Below are 15,725 nucleotides of genomic sequence, written 5' to 3' on the forward strand. Positions count from 1 at the left end.
CGGGTCGGTGATGGTCTTGCTGACGATAGTCTGACTGGACCCACCATCTGCCATTGATTAAGATCAAACCGCTTAATTCGGATCCTCTATCCTTCAGCCAATTAACGGAGGCAAGAGATCTCATGCGCTACGTTCTCGCTATCGGCGTGCTAACACTTCCTATCCTCGTCGGCTTTGGATCAGGCTCGACCGCCGCTTCACGGATTCACTCGTACACCCCACCGGCCCGCCAAGACGTTTATTGCTTGCAGGGCCGAGCCTGGGGATATCCGGGCAACTGCCAGTTCTCAACCTATAGCCAGTGCATGGCTACCGCATCCGGCACATATGCCTATTGCGGTATCAATCCGATCTACGCCTTCGAGCGACAGGGAAGGCAATTCGGCTGGAGCGAACGTCGTTAGGTCAGCCAAGGACGGCGTTGGATGAACGCTGGCCGTCCAGGTTCTTGTTGCCGTTCGCTCGACCCGCCTATTGGTTGCGTGCCTCGCGGAGCCATGCGGTCCGTCGCTTCTTGAGCGAAGCGGCCCAATGGTCATCGTTGGACCGTTTTAGAGTCGTCAGAGCCGCCATCCTCTCGGGAGAGCGTGGCTCGCCATACGGGTCGTGCCGCACCAGAAGATCGGAAATGGGCTCATCCTTCGGCTTGAGGAACCGAAACTTTGGTTGTAGGCCCAAATCACCGCATGCCCGAAGCCGAAGCCGCGCGCGGCCGTCCCCTACGGCAAGGACGCTGCTGACCTCGAGCGCCGCTTTTGAGCCGATCGTAGACAGTACGTGCTCATTTCTGGAAACGCCGCAGCAGGCGGATGAACGCGATACATGCGGGAAACCCTACTCGGTTAGCGACTCGTATCGTCCGGTGAAGGCGCCGATAAAAACAATCAAAGCTTCGTGCCATCTCCGAAAGTCCAGATCTAATGTTTCTGGTCCCGACTGGCCCCACCGTCGGGGGCTTCGCCGGCGTACTGATCAACACTCTGATGGACCGTCTCAAACGAAGCGTTTCGTCTCGATCGGCGACGTACAACGAACTCCTTGATAGCCTCGTAAGCGTCAAGCAACGGTGGCGTCAGAGAAAAGAAGACGCCCAGCCCAAGCGCGATGATGACATGGCGAAGAGAAAAGCGATCATCCTCTTCGCTCGATGGTCTGCTATTCTCTTTAACTAGTGCGGGTGAAAGCCTACCCGTGGTGCCGGTCTGAGGGCCAGATTTGCGCGGAATGCGCGGGGGAATCATGACTAGTACAAAGAGGACGTTGATCAACAACCAAAGACTCAGAGCTATAAGAATCGTTCGCATCAAGTTTCTCAATTCGGGAGGGCTGCCTGTTGCAATTTCAGAGGCAGGTAAGAAACGATACCAAGAGCCCTGCTGACCGCTGGCGTGTAATGCATGTTGCGTTCGGCAGGGTCAATCCGAGCGGCGGCGCGCTTAGGTCCTCAGCGGTCTCCGCGCGCGCCGGAATTGCCGCCGCAGCGATGATCAAGCCCGCGATCCCCCTCATACACCTGCCCCATTTGCTCAACTCAAAGCGCAATTTTTCAATGACTTTATCGAAGGGCATCGCTGCCTCACGACCGGCGTGCAGATCGCGCAGAAATACAGCGAATAGCGCATCTTCCACGCTGATAATCATCGCGGCTGAGGCCATCCACAACATCGTCTATGCTGACGTTTGCCGACGCATCTTGAAGTAGAAGCGAAGCGTTCTTCTCATTTTCGGCATCGCGGCCGGCGGCCGCAGCGGCTCCTGTTTCGCGCCGCTGACAAGCCGCAGTGCGGGACGCATGTGCGGTGTTTCGGTCTTGGGTCTGGCACGGGACGGCTCTCTCAGCGCGTGGGCGAGGCTACTGGCGGGGTTTTAGGCAGGCGGCAGGCGCGCTTCTCCGCATCCACAACGATCGCTGAGAGCGTTTCGTTCTGATCAATGAGCAGAGAGATCGCCTTCGTCGACCAGTCCTCGTAGGTTAGCGTGCCGGAGTTCCACAAGAAGACAAGCGCGCGGGCGACCGCGTTATGGCGCGATAGTTCCTGCAGTTTGCGGTAAAGCTCGGCGTTCATTTGCTCGGGCATGCTCTTCTGTTCCTCGAGGCCCCGTCGGTGGTTTCAGTCGGCGCGAAGCTCGAGCGCGCAAATGCCTTGAGTGTGTTGCCGCCCATCACGCCAGTGGTGCCGATCCTTCATGATGTCGCGTTCGGCCCGCTCGGCGACCGACACGGGCTCACGGAGGGCTTTTAACATCGCAACCAATGCGATAATCGGCGCCGATCGGCCACCTTGTGCCGTCTTTCTGCTTGATCAGCGGACGGTTAACAACCCCAGGCGCGAGCAGAGCAGAGCAGAGGCGACTGCGACATAAGCTCTAGAGAGATCCGATAATGCAGCTGCCTGGCGAGCGACGCCAAAAGTTAGCGCCATCGCCGACCAGAAGGTCTTTAGCACCGTCGCGGATCTGGCGGACAACGAATGTGCGCTTTCCGGCGAAATGATCCGCAACTAGGACGAAAAACGGCACGCTTTCTATGCGATCCTGCGTCTCGATCCCCTCCGGGATCAAGCGGCTGCGAGGTCCGGCTGGATTTGCCTCCATTGCCGGGCCTCGCTTCCGGCCGGTAGCGGAAGCGCTACATCTCTGGCTGTTCAGCGGCGCCAGGCCGCATTGTCGGCGTCAATGTGCGAGCCGCCAACCGTCCAACCGATTTGGAAGCTGGCGGGGCTTCCTCGAGCATATCGCCTAAATCGCGCCATTGCTCGCCCGGAGCAGTTAGCGCAGAACGCTGGCGAAGGCGTCCGGCGGTCGGCCACGTGCAGAGCGCAAAATTCCTGTAGCGCCCTTCGCCGCTCAGGAACCGTGCACAGCCAGCGATGTCCCGCCGGTCTGAATGACCGCCTAGCTCGAGGCCGACCAGGAATAGCACGCGCCCTAGCAGCAGCAGCTCGACTGCGCGGGATCTCGAGGCGGTTTACTCTTTGGGCTCCTCGGGGAAAGGCTAAAGGCTTATGGGTTTTGCGACCCAGGAACGTGTCCGGCGGCGGGTTTCCTTGAGCCGTGTTCGTTGGATTCCATTCCCGCTTTTGGCTACGGTAAATACGATTGATGACGGGCTTGTCGGGCATTGCGGCGCTCCCTCGCTTTGCAGACGGGAGCGGACTCGGTCTCTCAGCCACCGATGCCTATGCTGACAAGGCCAACCTGACCAAGCCAGCCGACAAGCGGGATTGCTTCAAGCTGGTTTCGGTCGATCTCGACGATAACCCGTTGAGCCGGATCGGCGGCAACCCGTTTGGCGATCTGAAGGGCGATGACATCGGCGTTGCGACCCGCTGGGAGTGGCCTGACCTTCTGGCCGGGGTTACGGCGTCAGATTTCGAGCGCTGCGCGCAAGCGATCAAGGCAGGCCAATGGCGAGCCGACCAACGAGCGGACGGCTGGGTCGGCATCGCGATTGCGAAGACGCTGGGTCTCAGCCTCACCGACAAGCAGGACCGGGCCAAGGTCGTGGCGCTGCTCAAGACGTGGCGCGAAACGGGCGCTCTGGTCGAGGTCGAGCGGCAGGACGAGCGCCGCAAGCCGAAGAAGTTCATTAAGGTCGCCGACGACGATTAGGGCCGCTCGCTGCTCCAGTTGACCGGAGCAGAACCGGAGCAACTGGCGCACTTAATCTGCTCCGCTCCAGTTAAATCCCTTCAGGGATTAACTGGAAGTAAAGCAACAGACTCGGGGGTCGGAAGAACTGGAGCAGATCGGGGGCGTCGGAGTGAGAACATCAACACGGGGTGGCGCTGGCGGTGTCACCTCGTAACTTGGGACCAGATCGAATTCACGTGACCAACTTGAACCTGATCAAACTGTACGTCCGCCAGTTCGCTGAGAAGTACGCTGATGCGCACGGCGCGCAGCACCTCGCGGAGCTGGCCCGGACGGCAAAGGCCATCCCACCGGCCGTTCTAGCCAGCCTGACGGCCAAGATCGCCGGGCTCGAAGCCTGCGCGGTCAACTGGACCTTGGCGACGCTCGCCGAAAAGATCGCGGAGGGCCATACCAACTACGGCGACGCGACCGGGTTCGCGCAGGTGCTGGAGCGGGACTTGGAGTGGCCTGAGCTGATGGAGCTGGCGGCGGTCGAGGTGGAGCGCAAGAAGCGCGAACATCTGCACTAGCCTGCCGTGCCTTGGTTCAGAGGTCAACAAATGCCGCATCTTCCTAACCCTGATCCCGTTCGCCCAGGGCCGCCCACGAGCGTGGCAGCTTGCAATACCTCGGTCGCCCCGGCTAAAACTGACGTGCATGGAGCCACCATCGATATCCACCTTACTGGGTCAGTTATTCGATGTCGCGCGAGCAAGGCGCCGCGCCGAAAACCAAGCGTGGGTGGGCCTATCGCACCGTCTTGCAGGCCGCTTCAACTTGGTCACCGCCGCCACAGACATTCAGCGACAAGGCGAATTGGATATTCTTCTGCGATGTCTGGAGGATGAATTCCGCCCGGGAGCCGACAACGGCCACCCCATGACGATCCATTATCAGATGATGTTCTCTGAAAGCTGGGTCGTCGGTCTCTACGAAATTTTCCGAGCGTTTCAGCAGCGAGACCGCGAAGCCAGAGAGGCAAAGAAGCCGACGTCGGGCGTGTCGAAGATGGATGAATTCAGGTCGATTTTCGACGACCTAGAACTCCTACGAATGCCAATCGCGAAATATGAAATTGCGAAGGACAGAAGGCTAACCGAGCCACTGCCGATGCGCCGAGTTGGCGACGATAGCGACAAGCCTGTCGAGTACTACGATCCCAACGACCCAAGCCGGGTCCACATTATGCCGAAAGGTGTTTCCAGCCGGGGCTCGGCGGTCTGGCTTGCGCTATCCTCTATCCAATCGGTGGATTCCGGCCAGTGCACGGCGGCCACAGCGGCTGACTTTTTGTGCATGGTGCCGAATGGCGCAGCTGTACATCCGAGCTACGCGACCGGCGACAAGGAGGCACTGGCGGGCTTTCTTGATGCCGTCGCCAAACGCTGGTTAACTGGGCTCGTTTCAAATCTAGTGGGAGACCCTAAACGTGGCTATCGGAATTGTTAAATGGTTTAACGCAACCAAAGGTTATGGCTTTATTCAGCCCGAAGATGGCGGCAAGGACGTGTTTGTACACATCAGCGCGGTTGAGCGCGCCGGACTGAGCACCCTCAATGATGGCCAGAAGATCTCGTTCGAGATCGTCGCCGATCGCCGGTCCGGCAAGGCTTCAGCGGATAATTTGCGGGTGTAGGTCTCTGGAAAGATGCAAAAGAGAGCCCGCCGCGAATGGCGGGCTTTTTCGTCGGCCTAATGTCGCAATCATGTCGCACGGAGTCACCGCGCACATTCGTAACCATTGAAACAAGAGGGGAACGTTTGCGACAAGCTGCGACATGAAATCCGAGCAGCGAAATCGCAGAAGTCGTTGATTTTGTTGGCGATCCCGGCAGGACTCGAACCTGCAACCCGCGGAGTAGAAATCCGCTACTCGGCGAGGAAAGCGATGTTGCCATTGTGTTCGGGGTAAGCTGATCGACGATTTCCAGGCTGTAAAATTCCGCGTCAGCCAGGCCGACAAGAGCGACCGGCGGGCGATGCAGTCCAGCTGGTGCAAGGGCGGACGCGCGCGGGAGATCCCGGTAACGCACCCGCGGCAACGGATATTCGCTTCACTGCCGGCGAGATAGACGATGGCGAGATTGCCTGACATGGTCGGCGCCACCTCAAGGCGGCCGAGCTTGTTGAGGCCAGCCGTCGGTCGCCGATGTGTCGTCAGGGTCGGTGCGGATAAGCGGCACGCTGGCGCTGAACAACACCGGCAACGAGCCTTGCGACGCGGCGCACTACTATACCTTCCGCGCCAACCGAATTACCCAGCAGCTCGAAATGTGCCGGCCGTAGGCGGCTCGCGTAATCAATTCGATAACTGCCGACGAATTCGGTGGCGACCGATTTCGTGACCGTGCACGTCTACAACCGATAACTCCGTGTCCTCGTAGTCCCGGTCATCGGTACCGATCTCAAAGGCGACTCGCGCTGCGTAAATGTTGGCCTCGCGCGGCGTCGCGAATTCCATTCCCTCGTCGTCCACCGATACGAAGTTCCCGTCTCGGATATGAAAGAAGTAGCGTCTTGCCATCATTGCGATGTAGACCAACGGAAGCAGAGCGGCACCTGTCATTTCTGTCAGGGTATCCGTAGCCCCATAACCGATGCTGAGCATCTGCGGCCTATCGGCGGCACTACTCTCGCGGCTCTTCCTTCTCCTCCCAGGTGATCTGGGCAACTGCCAGCACCTTGCCCTTGAGTTTGGGGTCGGATTGCGCGGCAACCGCATCATTGGCTGTCTTGTGGATGACGCCGCTCGGGTATTTGATGCCTTCTTCGTTGATCAAGATGTTGGTGAAGCCGGTGAAAACTGTCATGGCACTTCCTGTCCGTCAGTATTTGAGGAGTCGATGGGTGCGGCAATCGAACGGGCCGTCCGACCCCGTGCCATTGATGTTGGCATTGTAGTATTTGCGCATCGAGGGTGCGTTGAGGAAGGCCTCGAAGGTTGCGCCAGGGATCTCGCAATACGGATAGTAGACCGACCTCAGCTGCACGACCATAACTGTTGCGCCTTGTCATAGCAGGCGCGGTTGACAAAGCTGCTGCGGGTGATGTCCGTGCAGACGAGGATGTCAGATCGAGCTTGCACTTGACGTCAATGGTTTCGGCCGCGGTCCAGGTTGTGCCGGCGACAAGCGTATTGACCACCGAGATGAGAATTCCTTCGGCGCAAGGGCTTATGACCTGCACCGGCGGATGCGCAGTAAGTGACCGAGGCCCACACTATCGAGTGCCTCTGAAGAGCTGTGCCGCCGCATCAAGGTCCTGCCGAGCCAGCGAGCTGGGCGCGACACCGATTTACGCTGTTCAAACATATTCGCGGCGACGCCAAAGGCGAAGCTGCCGGGATACCTTTGCCGAAATCGGCGATGGCCTCGTTATAGCGCTTGAGCTTCGTCAAGATCGCCGCTCGCGTTCCATACAGGCCTGGCGCTCCTTTCGGGTGGTAGGCTTCAGCCGCATTTAGATCGTCAAGAGGCAGCGCCAGGTCTCCAAATTCAAGGTGTGCATCTGCCCGAGCCAAGAGCGCCATAAACTGATCTTCTCGATCTCCGGTTTGAATCGCCCGGCGAAATCCGCTAGCGCGTTCCTTTCACCGTTTGCAAGCGGAAATGTCAGCCTTAAATGATTGTCCGAGAAATACGACCCGATTCTCCCCTGGCGCAGTTGGCGGCAAATGCCGGGGCAACTCAACCAACGGATGCGAGACGAGGTGTTCTCGCTCCTGGGGCAGGAGTTCACGTCGACGCTCGATGACAAGAACATCGTCATGGAGGTGAAGCGCGCGTGGCGAACACGGCGCCGACCAGGCTCAGGCCATTCAGTTCGAACTCGAGAAGCTGATCAACAAGTTTCCGCAGGTCGCGTTCGTGTTCTCGCGCACCGGTACGCCCGACCTGACAGTCGATGCTCGGCCAGACTTGAAGCTTAGTGCGAGGAACCTGCGGTCTCGCCACGGAGTTGCGCGACGAGCCAATCTGCAAAGGCTCGTACCGCAGATCTCTGTCGGCTGGCGCGCGGGTAGATCAGACGATGGCCGACGTAGCGGATATCGTTGGCGCGACCTGCGAGTGGCGCAACTAATCGTCCGCTCGCCAATTCGCGCTCAGCGAGAAGCGTTGATTCTAGCGCTACTCCCAATCCCTCCGCGGCTGTCGCGATCGCCAGAAAGCTTCGATCAAACCTCATGCCGTGGAGGGCGGGGGCTTCCAATCCGTTGGCGGTGAACCATTGGTGCCACTGAACCTGCTTCACGTCGGAGCGGATCAACGTGCGATCGAGGAGATCGGCGGGCTTCCTGATCGATTTTGCAAGGGCAGGCGAGCAGAGCGGGGTGACCGTCTCCTCCGGGAGAGGAACCACCTCGACGCCCTCGGCGCGCGGCGGACCGTAGACGATGTCGATATCGAAATCATCATTGGTGAAGCGAGCGTAATCCGTGCTCGCAGCCAGTCGAACCTCGAGCTTCGGGTACGCGGCAAGAAACTGTGCAAGCCGCGGCGCCAGCCATTGCGCGGCAAAGCTTGGCGCGGAGTGGACGCGCACCAATTGCGGTCCGCGCGCGGCGACTTCCTCGAGGCCACGGCGAAGCTGATCGAAGGCCGCTCCCGTGTGGCGCATCAGATTTTCGCCGGCTGGCGTGAGCCGCACCGACCGCGCGCTGCGCTCGAACAGAACGGTCCTAAGCGTGTCCTCCAGTTTCCGGATGGCATGACTGACGGCACTCGGCGTCAGGTGAAGCTCATTCGCCGCATCGCGAAATGATCCCGTGCGAGCGGCGGCTTCAAAGGCGCGAATTGCCGATATCGGGACATTCGACAGCATTCCATAAGTGAACCAGATTCATCTATCCGTGACAACTGCGCGTTTGTCTGTTGAGCCTCCGCGGTTCATGCTTGGCCTTGCGAAGGAAAAACAATTTGCGGGAGGAACTGATGCTGCTCAGCGGTAAGACGGCCATCATTTCGGGCGCGGCATCGCCGCGCGGCATCGGGCTTGCCACCGCACGGCGGTTTGCCGCCGAGGGCGCTCGGGTCGCCATTCTCGACATTGACGCGAGCGCGGCGGGGGACGCCGCGGCATCGCTTGGCAAGTCCCACATTGGGCTGCGATGTGATGTCGCCGACAAATCATCCTGCGAGCAGGCCGTCGCTCGCGTGATCGAATCCTTCGGAAGCATCGATATTCTCATCAACAACGCCGGCATCACCCAGCCGGTGAAGTTCCTGGATATCTCGCCGACTGATTGGGATCGCATTCAGGACGTCAACCTGAAGGGCATTCTGTTCCTCTCCCAGGCTGTGATCCCGCACATGCGCGCGCGCAAGTCCGGATCGATCGCCTGCATGTCATCGGTTTCGGCCCAGCGTGGCGGCGGAATCTTTGGCGGCCCACATTATTCGGCGGCCAAGGCTGGGGCGCTCGGACTTGCCAAGGCGATGGCCCGTGAGTTCGGCCCGGACGGCATCCGCGTCAATTGCGTAACGCCCGGCCTGATCGGCACCGATATCACCGCGGGCAAGCTGACCGACGAGATGAGGGCGAAGATCCTCGAAGGCATTCCGCTCAATCGTCTTGGCACGGCAGACGACGTCGCCGGCATCTACACCTTCCTGGCCTCAGATCTCTCCGCCTACGTGACTGGTGCCGTAATCGACGTCAACGGCGGCATGCTGATCCACTGAGCCAGCAAGACCAGGTCCAGATCGATGGAAACGCTGACCAACACGCCAAAGCTGGCGGACCGGGCCTACAACATTCGCCGCAATGCGCTGCGCATGGGCGAGGTCCAGGGCCAGGGCTATATCGCACAGGCGCTGGACATCTCGGACGTCCTCGCCGTGGCCTATTTTCACGCAATGCGATACCGGCCGGAAGATCCCTGCTGGGAAGACCGCGACCGCTTCCTGCTCTCGAACGGGCACTATGCCATTGCGCTCTATGCGGCTTTGATCGAGGCGGGGATTGTCCCCGAGGAAGAGCTCGAAACCTATGGCAGCGACGAGAGCCGCTTGCCGATGTCGGGCATGGCCTCCTACACGCCCGGAATGGAGATGTCGGGCGGCTCGCTCGGGCTTGGGCTCAGCATCGCCGTCGGCATGGGCCTGGGGCTCAAGCGCAAGAAATCCGAGGCGCGGGTGTACACGTTGTTCTCCGATGGCGAGCTCGACGAGGGGTCGGTCTGGGAAGCCATTCAGTCGGCGAGCCATTACAGTCTCGACAATCTGATCGGCATCGTCGACGTTAACAATCAGCAGGCGGACGGTCCTTCGACGCAGGTGATGGCGTTCGAGCCGCTGGTCGAGAAGCTTCACGCTTTCGGCTGGTTCGTGCAGCGGATCGACGGCAACGATCTCAACGCCGTGGTTGCCGCGTTCGATGCCGCCAAGTCTCATCCGGCGCCCCAGCCGCGGATGATCGTCGCCGACACGCTGATGGGGAAGGGCGTTCCTTTCTTGGAGCAGCGCGAGAAGAACCATTTCATCCGCGTCGAGCAGCACGAATGGCAGCTCGCGCTGGCCGCGCTGGGAGCCGGGAGGCAGGCATGAAGACCGTCAGATCAGCACCGCAGCTGGGCAAGCCGCGCCTGACCACCTCGGCCATGATCGCTTCGATCGCCTCTGAGGGACAGAAAACGAAACCGGCGCCGTTTGGACACGCGCTCGTCGAGCTCGCGCGCAGCCGTCCCGATGTGGTCGGCATGACTGCCGATCTCGGCAAATACACCGACCTGCACATCTTCGCGAAGGAATTTCCGGACCGCTATTACCAGATGGGCATGGCCGAGCAGCTTCTGTTCGGCGCGGCCTCAGGTCTTGCCGCCGAAGGTTTCATGCCGTTCGCAAGCACCTACGCCGTGTTTGCATCGCGGCGCGCTTACGACTTCATCCACCAGACCATTGCGGAGGAAGACCGCAACGTGAAGATCGTCTGCGCATTGCCCGGTTTGACCTCGGGCTATGGCCCGAGTCATCAAGCCGCGGAGGATATCGCGCTGTTTCGCGCCATGCCGAACATGACGGTCATCGATCCCTGCGATGCGCATGAAATCGAGCAACTGGTGCCCGCGATCGCGGCGCATCAGGGACCGGTCTACATGCGCCTGCTGCGAGGCCAGGTGCCGGTCGTGCTGGACGAATACGACTACAAGTTTGAGCTCGGCAAAGCCAAGCTGATCCTTGACGGGAAGGATGTCCTGATCATCTCATCCGGCATCATGACCATGCGTGCGCTCGAGGCGTTGCAAACTCTGAAGAACGACCGCGTCGATGCTGCGGTGCTCCACATTCCGACCATCAAGCCGCTCGACGCCGAGACGGTACTTCGTGAAGCCGGCAGATCAGGCCGCTTGGTCGTCGTTGCCGAAAACCACACGACGATTGGTGGTCTCGGCGAGGCGGTCGCCGCACTCCTGATGCGTTCAGGCGTCCATCCGCCCTTCCGCCAGATTGCATTGCCGGACGAATTTCTTGACGCCGGCGCACTTCCGACGCTGCACGACCGCTACGGAATTTCCACCGCCGAGGTCGCAAGGCAGATCAAGCAGTGGCTTTAGTGCACCGGCACTGAGCGCCAGTCAGGTCCAATCCGAGTCCACCCGCTGCATGTTGCGGCGGGCGAGCGATGGCTATTGCCCGAACGTGGGCGGTCGAAGAGCCCGCAAAGCCGCAGGCTCATGCAACTGGCACAACGTAAATACAGAATTAGGAGGAAACCATGACTGTCTCGAAGCCCGGACGCATCAGCCGCCGTTCGCTATTGGTGGCGGCGAGCGCCGTACCTCTCTGCGGGATTCTGACCCGTCCGGCGTCTGCCGCCGAGTTCGTCTACAAGTTCGCAACCGGACAGGACCCGACCCATCCAGTGAACATCCGTGCGCAAGAGGCGATCGATCGCATCCGCGAGGCAACCAGCGGCCGGCTGGAGATCAGGCTATTTCCGGCCAATCAGCTCGGCTCCGACACGGAGCTGCTGACCCAGGTTCGCAGCGGCGGCGTCGAGTTCTTCAACCAATCGTCCTCGATCCTTGCCACGCTGGTGCCAAGCGCTGGCATCGTGAACACCGGCTTCGCATTCACCGACTACGACAGCGTATGGAAGGCGATGGACGGCGACCTCGGCACCTACATCCGGGCGCAGATCGCCAAGACACCGATCATGGCGGTGTCGAAGGCCTGGGACAACGGATTCCGCCAGGTGACTTCGTCCGGCCGCGAGATCCGCACCCCGGATGATCTGAAGAATTTCCAGATCCGCGTTCCGCCCGCGCCGCTGCTCACCTCGCTCTTCAAGGCGCTCGGCGCCGGCCCGACGCCGATCAACTTCAACGAGGTCTATTCCGCGCTGCAGACCAAGGTCGTCGACGGCCAGGAGAATCCGTTGCCCATCATCGCGACCGCGCGCCTCTATGAGGTGCAGAGCACGTGCAGCCTGACGGGGCATGTCTGGGACGGCTACTGGATCCTCGGCAACAAGCGCGCCTTCGAGCGTCTGCCTAAAGACGTGCAGGAGATCGTGAGGCGCGAGCTCGATCGCTCCGCGGTTGATCAGCGTGCCGACATCGCAAAGCTCAGCCAGTCGCTGCGCAACGATCTCTCGGCCAAGGGTCTCAAATTCGTCGATGTTGATCGCGCCGCCTTCCGTCAGGCCCTGGCGAAGACCAGCTTCTACGCGGACTGGAAGGGCAAGTTCGGCGAAGAAGCATGGTCGCAGCTCGAAAAAGCCGCGGGCCAGTTATCATGAACAGCGTGAGCCATCCGCCCCACCTCGATGCCGGTGTGGCGGCCAGCGCCCAGCAGGCAGGCCGGCGCAGTTGGGTGACAACGGCGAACACGGTGCTTGGTCATGTCGTGGCGGTCCCAGCAGCACTGCTCGTGCTGGCGGAAATTGCGGTGCTGTCTGCCGGCATCGTGGGTCGATACGTGTTCCGCTCGCCAATCATCTGGTCCGACGAGCTTGCCGGCATTCTTTTCCTCTGGCTCGCCATGTTCGGTTCTGTGATCGCGTTCCAGCGCGGCGAACACATGCGGATGACGGCTATCCTTGGCGTTCTCAGCACGGAACTTCGCGCGTTCCTAGATGTCGTCGCGGCCGCAGCATCGCTGGCATTTCTTGCGCTCGTTGTCTGGCCGGCCTATGAATTTGCGGCCGATGAAGCCTTCGTCACGACGCCGGCGCTCGAAATCGTCAACAGTTGGCGCGCGGCGGCGCTACCAATCGGCATCGGCTTGATGCTGATCGCAGCGGTTCTCCGGCTGATCCGGATCGCGAGCCTGCGCAGCCTGCTGGGTTCGGTTGCGTTGGTCGCAGGTATCATTGCGACCTTCGTTCTGCTCGCTCCCGCCTTGAAGCCGCTCGGCAATTTGAACCTCCTGATCTTTTTCGTTTTCGTTGTGGGGGCGATGGTCTTTGCAGCCGTGCCGATCGCCTTTGCATTCGGTCTCGCCACGGTCGGCTATCTCGCGCTGACAACCAGCACGCCGGATGTGGTGATGATCGGACGAATGGACGAGGGCATGAGCCACCTGATCCTGCTCGCCGTGCCGCTCTTCGTCTTTCTCGGCCTCCTGATCGAGATGACGGGCATGGCGCGCGCCATGGTCAGCTTCCTGGCGAGCCTCCTAGGCCACGTGCGCGGCGGATTGCACTACGTGCTGGTCGGAGCGATGTATCTGGTCTCTGGCATTTCCGGCTCTAAGGCAGCGGACATGGCTGCGGTGGCGCCGGTCCTGTTTCCCGAGATGCGGCGGCGCGGGGCCAAACCGGGAGACCTCGTTGCGCTTCTCGCGGCGACTGGCGCCCAGACCGAGACGATTCCGCCCTCGCTGGTCCTGATCACGATCGGTTCGGTGACGGGCGTGTCGATCTCGGCATTGTTCACCGGCGGCTTGCTTCCGGGCGTGGTGCTCGCGGTCATGCTCGCGGCCGTGGTGTGGTGGCGATATCGCCGCGAGGATCTGTCCCACGTCAAAAGGGCGAGGGCCCGGGAGATTGGCCGCGCCTTTGTCATTGCTATACCGGCCATCGCGCTGCCATTTGTGATCCGGACTGCCGTCGTCGAAGGGGTTGCGACGGCAACAGAGGTCTCGACCATCGGCATCCTTTACTCGACTTGTGCGGGCCTCTTCGTCTACCGGCAGTTCGACTGGCGGCGCATCTATCCGATGTTGGTCGAGACGGCTTCGCTGTCGGGGGCGATTCTGCTCATCATCGGCGCGGCTACAGGCATGGCCTGGGCGCTGACCCAATCGGGATTTTCTGCATCTCTGGCCAAGTTCATGACCAGCCTTCCCGGCGGGGGCCCCATCTTCCTGGCCGTGACCATCGTGACCTTCGTGATCCTCGGCAGCGTGCTGGAGGGAATCCCGGCCATCGTCCTGTTCGGTCCGCTGTTGTTCCCGATCGCGCGGCAGGTCGGGGTGCACGACGTCCACTACGCGATGGTGGTCGTCCTCGCCATGGGCATCGGTCTGTTCGCGCCGCCGTTCGGCGTCGGCTATTACGCGGCCTGCGCCATCAGCCGCATCAATCCGGACGAGGGCATGAAGCCGATCGTTGGCTATATGATCGCGCTCCTTATCGGCACTCTGATCGTTGCCGCCGTGCCCTGGCTATCGATCGGCTTCCTTTGACGAGCTCCGCAGGAGGCTCGCTGAAACCCGTGCCTCCTGCTCAGGCGAATTGCGGCAGGTGCAGGGGCAGGCCGTCGCAAGGCGTATCGATCTGCTCGACCTGGCCCTTGCCGACTCCGTCACCCGGAGCTTCTTGCCTCCTGTGAAGGCACAGTTCGTCGGCTGAGGCCCATCCAGGATCAGCCGATCGACCACTTCGCCGCGCTGGTCCAGCACCGCGATGTTTTTCTGGTTGTAGACGGTGCAATAAAGCCGGCCGTCCGCGCCGAAGGCCATCCCATCCGCCCTTTTAGCCATGGCTGCTGACGTCGTGCGCCTGCAGCTCAGCAACCGCATCGACGCCGCCGACCTTGATGGTGGTGAAGGTGAGCGTCCCCGTCGGCTGAATGAGATCGGCAGGTCTTTCCGTCACGCAGGCCGAAGGCGATGTTCTCGTGACGGTCAAATAGGAGTAGAGCGCATAGTTCTGAAACACCATCGCTATATTGCGCTCGCGGGGATCGGCTATGGTGAGATCAACCCCCGAACTACGTGCACATTTGCCGTAATATTTCTGTACTGCAAAACAAACTTCCCCCAAGATCTGCACCGTAATGCTCGCGCGGGGTGGTGCCGGTGTAATCTTGGCGGACCAGGCTGCGCTTCAGGACAGTGGTCGTGGACGTGGCGCCATTTCCGAATCAAGGATCAGTCGACCATCGAGTCGGCCATCCAATCGCTTCACGTATTCTGAAGCTTCATCCATGTGCGCTTTCATGAGTGCGCGCACGCGCTCGCTGTCGCGCGCGCGGGCGGCCTTGGCGATCTCTGTGTGAATCTTGACGTTCGCGCACCCGAATCTCGTGTGCTCTTCCGGAGGCGTCTGGGTGCTGAAGACAACCAGCCGACGGAGCATCTCGTTGACCAGCTCGCATGCGAAGCGCAAGAAAGGATTCGGGTTTGCAGCAGCCAGAATGTCATGAAAGTCGAGATCGGCCTGGCGTTGACGAACCAGGAGAGACGGCTCCTGCGAGGTCGGCTGGCACGTCTGAATGTTCTGCTCCAGCGCGTCGAGCTGCTCGTCCGACAGAAATGGCACCGAGCCGGCAGCCAATTCCGGCTCCAGCAACCGCCGCGCCGCATAGATGTCCTCCATGCTGACCTCTTTGAAGAACAGGTAGTTCTGCAGCAGTTGAAATGTGCGCTCGAGCGGGACCTCGATGATTGTTGCCCCGCCGGTCGGCCCGGTGCTGATCGTGATCAGTCCCTGCACTTCGAGGGACTTAAGCGCCTCGCGGATCGTGCTCTTGCTGACCGAAAACAGCCGCTGCAGCTCCTTCTCCATCGGAAGCTTGTCCCCAGGGCGGAGGTTCTTGTGGGTGATCAGCTGCTTAATCTCTTCGGTCACGAGGTCAGCCCGCTTCTGAATTTTCAGCCGGCCCCCAGGCCGCGCCAATTTTTCCAATTCGACCGTCATTCCCG

19 protein-coding genes, 1 tRNA gene and 1 pseudogene are annotated in these 15,725 nt (G+C 60.7%); 11 read left to right on the top strand and 10 right to left on the bottom strand.

All coding sequences use genetic code 11. From position 1 onward, the window contains the following. Positions 1-122 precede the first annotated feature (122 nt). Entirely contained in the window at positions 123-404 is a 282-nt protein-coding gene (locus tag ACRQ5Q_RS11495) for a DUF3551 domain-containing protein (protein ID WP_439397821.1), read from the top strand. A gap of 937 nt (positions 405-1,341) precedes the next feature. On the opposite strand, the gene ACRQ5Q_RS11500 is transcribed toward ACRQ5Q_RS11495, so the two are convergent. Continuing rightward, a complete protein-coding gene (locus ACRQ5Q_RS11500) occupies positions 1,342-1,656 on the bottom strand; it encodes a hypothetical protein (RefSeq protein ID WP_439397822.1) in 315 nt (104 codons plus the stop codon). Between the two features lie 179 nt (positions 1,657-1,835). Then, on the bottom strand, positions 1,836-2,078 hold the full coding sequence (locus ACRQ5Q_RS11505) for a hypothetical protein (protein WP_439397824.1): 243 nt from the start codon (positions 2,076-2,078) through the stop codon (positions 1,836-1,838). A 1,024-nt stretch (positions 2,079-3,102) separates the two neighbouring features. Between ACRQ5Q_RS11505 and ACRQ5Q_RS11510 the strand changes: the two genes are divergently transcribed. From ACRQ5Q_RS11510 to ACRQ5Q_RS11525, 4 genes are all read left to right on the top strand, one after another. Next, a complete protein-coding gene (locus ACRQ5Q_RS11510) occupies positions 3,103-3,612 on the top strand; it encodes a hypothetical protein (protein ID WP_439397826.1) in 510 nt (169 codons plus the stop codon). A gap of 227 nt (positions 3,613-3,839) precedes the next feature. Next, positions 3,840-4,166, top strand: coding sequence for a hypothetical protein (locus ACRQ5Q_RS11515; RefSeq protein WP_439397827.1), 327 nt, complete (start codon positions 3,840-3,842; stop codon positions 4,164-4,166). Between the two features lie 247 nt (positions 4,167-4,413). Next, positions 4,414-5,085 (top strand): hypothetical protein, encoded by a 672-nt coding sequence (locus ACRQ5Q_RS11520; protein WP_439397829.1) that lies wholly within the window; start codon positions 4,414-4,416, stop codon positions 5,083-5,085. Then, entirely contained in the window at positions 5,066-5,272 is a 207-nt protein-coding gene (locus ACRQ5Q_RS11525; protein WP_439397831.1) for a cold-shock protein, read from the top strand. Before ACRQ5Q_RS11520 ends, ACRQ5Q_RS11525 begins: the two co-directional genes overlap by 20 nt. Before the next feature lie 184 nt (positions 5,273-5,456). Here ACRQ5Q_RS11525 and ACRQ5Q_RS11530 read toward each other — a convergent pair. Then, positions 5,457-5,555 (bottom strand) — tRNA-Arg (locus tag ACRQ5Q_RS11530). 9 nt (positions 5,556-5,564) lie between these two features. Here ACRQ5Q_RS11530 and ACRQ5Q_RS11535 point away from each other — a divergent pair. Beyond that, positions 5,565-5,681 (top strand): annotated as a pseudogene (locus ACRQ5Q_RS11535) (integrase); the annotation flags it as partial. Positions 5,682-5,935: 254 nt separating this feature from the next. Here the strand turns inward: ACRQ5Q_RS11535 and ACRQ5Q_RS11540 are convergent. The 4 genes from ACRQ5Q_RS11540 to ACRQ5Q_RS11555 all read right to left on the bottom strand — a co-directional run bounded on the left by ACRQ5Q_RS11540 (position 5,936) and on the right by ACRQ5Q_RS11555 (position 8,457). Continuing rightward, complete coding sequence (locus ACRQ5Q_RS11540; protein WP_439397832.1) at positions 5,936-6,244, bottom strand: DUF6894 family protein; 309 nt, start codon at positions 6,242-6,244, stop codon at positions 5,936-5,938. Between the two features lie 19 nt (positions 6,245-6,263). Beyond that, the gene (locus ACRQ5Q_RS11545; protein WP_439397834.1) at positions 6,264-6,446 is read right to left on the bottom strand and encodes a hypothetical protein; all 183 of its coding nucleotides are present in this window, start codon (positions 6,444-6,446) and stop codon (positions 6,264-6,266) included. Positions 6,447-6,461: 15 nt separating this feature from the next. Continuing rightward, positions 6,462-6,632 (bottom strand): KTSC domain-containing protein, encoded by a 171-nt coding sequence (locus tag ACRQ5Q_RS11550; RefSeq protein ID WP_439397836.1) that lies wholly within the window; start codon positions 6,630-6,632, stop codon positions 6,462-6,464. A 928-nt stretch (positions 6,633-7,560) separates the two neighbouring features. After that, positions 7,561-8,457 (bottom strand): LysR substrate-binding domain-containing protein, encoded by an 897-nt coding sequence (locus ACRQ5Q_RS11555; protein WP_439397838.1) that lies wholly within the window; start codon positions 8,455-8,457, stop codon positions 7,561-7,563. Between the two features lie 110 nt (positions 8,458-8,567). On the opposite strand from ACRQ5Q_RS11555, the gene ACRQ5Q_RS11560 reads away from it, so the two are divergent. The 5 genes from ACRQ5Q_RS11560 (at position 8,568) to ACRQ5Q_RS11580 (ending at position 14,264) form a co-directional block, all read left to right on the top strand. Beyond that, the gene (locus ACRQ5Q_RS11560) at positions 8,568-9,317 is read left to right on the top strand and encodes an SDR family NAD(P)-dependent oxidoreductase (RefSeq protein ID WP_439397840.1); all 750 of its coding nucleotides are present in this window, start codon (positions 8,568-8,570) and stop codon (positions 9,315-9,317) included. Positions 9,318-9,341: 24 nt separating this feature from the next. After that, positions 9,342-10,181, top strand: a complete 840-nt coding sequence (locus tag ACRQ5Q_RS11565) for a transketolase (protein WP_439397842.1) — start codon at positions 9,342-9,344, stop codon at positions 10,179-10,181. Beyond that, positions 10,178-11,188 (top strand): transketolase family protein, encoded by a 1,011-nt coding sequence (locus ACRQ5Q_RS11570; protein ID WP_439397843.1) that lies wholly within the window; start codon positions 10,178-10,180, stop codon positions 11,186-11,188. The genes ACRQ5Q_RS11565 and ACRQ5Q_RS11570 overlap by 4 nt, the downstream gene beginning before the upstream one ends. 161 nt (positions 11,189-11,349) lie before the next feature. After that, complete coding sequence (locus ACRQ5Q_RS11575; RefSeq protein ID WP_439397845.1) at positions 11,350-12,375, top strand: TRAP transporter substrate-binding protein; 1,026 nt, start codon at positions 11,350-11,352, stop codon at positions 12,373-12,375. Further along, positions 12,372-14,264, top strand: a complete 1,893-nt coding sequence (locus ACRQ5Q_RS11580; RefSeq protein ID WP_439397847.1) for a TRAP transporter large permease — start codon at positions 12,372-12,374, stop codon at positions 14,262-14,264. The genes ACRQ5Q_RS11575 and ACRQ5Q_RS11580 overlap by 4 nt, the downstream gene beginning before the upstream one ends. On the opposite strand, the gene ACRQ5Q_RS11585 is transcribed toward ACRQ5Q_RS11580, so the two are convergent. Genes ACRQ5Q_RS11585 through ACRQ5Q_RS11595 form a run of 3 tightly spaced genes read right to left on the bottom strand, consistent with a single transcriptional unit; the run spans position 14,244 to position 15,720 of the window. Then, on the bottom strand, positions 14,244-14,600 hold the full coding sequence (locus ACRQ5Q_RS11585; protein WP_439397849.1) for an SMP-30/gluconolactonase/LRE family protein: 357 nt from the start codon (positions 14,598-14,600) through the stop codon (positions 14,244-14,246). The two genes, ACRQ5Q_RS11580 and ACRQ5Q_RS11585, sit on opposite strands and share 21 nt — an antisense overlap. Continuing rightward, on the bottom strand, positions 14,554-14,853 hold the full coding sequence (locus ACRQ5Q_RS11590; RefSeq protein ID WP_439397851.1) for a hypothetical protein: 300 nt from the start codon (positions 14,851-14,853) through the stop codon (positions 14,554-14,556). Before ACRQ5Q_RS11590 ends, ACRQ5Q_RS11585 begins: the two co-directional genes overlap by 47 nt. Before the next feature lie 54 nt (positions 14,854-14,907). Beyond that, complete coding sequence (locus ACRQ5Q_RS11595; protein WP_439397853.1) at positions 14,908-15,720, bottom strand: FadR/GntR family transcriptional regulator; 813 nt, start codon at positions 15,718-15,720, stop codon at positions 14,908-14,910. Between the last annotated feature and the right edge of the window lie 5 nt (positions 15,721-15,725).

The organism is Bradyrhizobium sp. PMVTL-01 (assembly GCF_051861855.1).
GTDB lineage: Bacteria > Pseudomonadota > Alphaproteobacteria > Rhizobiales > Xanthobacteraceae > Bradyrhizobium.

Excerpts from the sequence above, each read along its gene's own strand:
- ACRQ5Q_RS11555 (WP_439397838.1), bottom strand. The coding sequence starts at position 8,457 with ATGCTGTCGAATGTCCCGATATCGGCAATTCGCGCCTTTGAAGCCGCC.
- ACRQ5Q_RS11595 (WP_439397853.1), bottom strand. The coding sequence starts at position 15,720 with ATGACGGTCGAATTGGAAAAATTGGCGCGGCCTGGGGGCCGGCTGAAA.
- ACRQ5Q_RS11510 (WP_439397826.1), top strand. The coding sequence starts at position 3,103 with ATGACGGGCTTGTCGGGCATTGCGGCGCTCCCTCGCTTTGCAGACGGG.
- ACRQ5Q_RS11585 (WP_439397849.1), bottom strand. The coding sequence starts at position 14,600 with ATGCGGTTGCTGAGCTGCAGGCGCACGACGTCAGCAGCCATGGCTAAA.
- ACRQ5Q_RS11565 (WP_439397842.1), top strand. The coding sequence starts at position 9,342 with ATGGAAACGCTGACCAACACGCCAAAGCTGGCGGACCGGGCCTACAAC.
- ACRQ5Q_RS11500 (WP_439397822.1), bottom strand. The coding sequence starts at position 1,656 with ATGGCCTCAGCCGCGATGATTATCAGCGTGGAAGATGCGCTATTCGCT.
- ACRQ5Q_RS11495 (WP_439397821.1), top strand. The coding sequence starts at position 123 with ATGCGCTACGTTCTCGCTATCGGCGTGCTAACACTTCCTATCCTCGTC.
- ACRQ5Q_RS11505 (WP_439397824.1), bottom strand. The coding sequence starts at position 2,078 with ATGCCCGAGCAAATGAACGCCGAGCTTTACCGCAAACTGCAGGAACTA.
- ACRQ5Q_RS11580 (WP_439397847.1), top strand. The coding sequence starts at position 12,372 with ATGAACAGCGTGAGCCATCCGCCCCACCTCGATGCCGGTGTGGCGGCC.
- ACRQ5Q_RS11570 (WP_439397843.1), top strand. The coding sequence starts at position 10,178 with ATGAAGACCGTCAGATCAGCACCGCAGCTGGGCAAGCCGCGCCTGACC.
- ACRQ5Q_RS11560 (WP_439397840.1), top strand. The coding sequence starts at position 8,568 with ATGCTGCTCAGCGGTAAGACGGCCATCATTTCGGGCGCGGCATCGCCG.
- ACRQ5Q_RS11540 (WP_439397832.1), bottom strand. The coding sequence starts at position 6,244 with ATGCTCAGCATCGGTTATGGGGCTACGGATACCCTGACAGAAATGACA.
- ACRQ5Q_RS11575 (WP_439397845.1), top strand. The coding sequence starts at position 11,350 with ATGACTGTCTCGAAGCCCGGACGCATCAGCCGCCGTTCGCTATTGGTG.
- ACRQ5Q_RS11550 (WP_439397836.1), bottom strand. The coding sequence starts at position 6,632 with ATGGTCGTGCAGCTGAGGTCGGTCTACTATCCGTATTGCGAGATCCCT.
- ACRQ5Q_RS11545 (WP_439397834.1), bottom strand. The coding sequence starts at position 6,446 with ATGACAGTTTTCACCGGCTTCACCAACATCTTGATCAACGAAGAAGGC.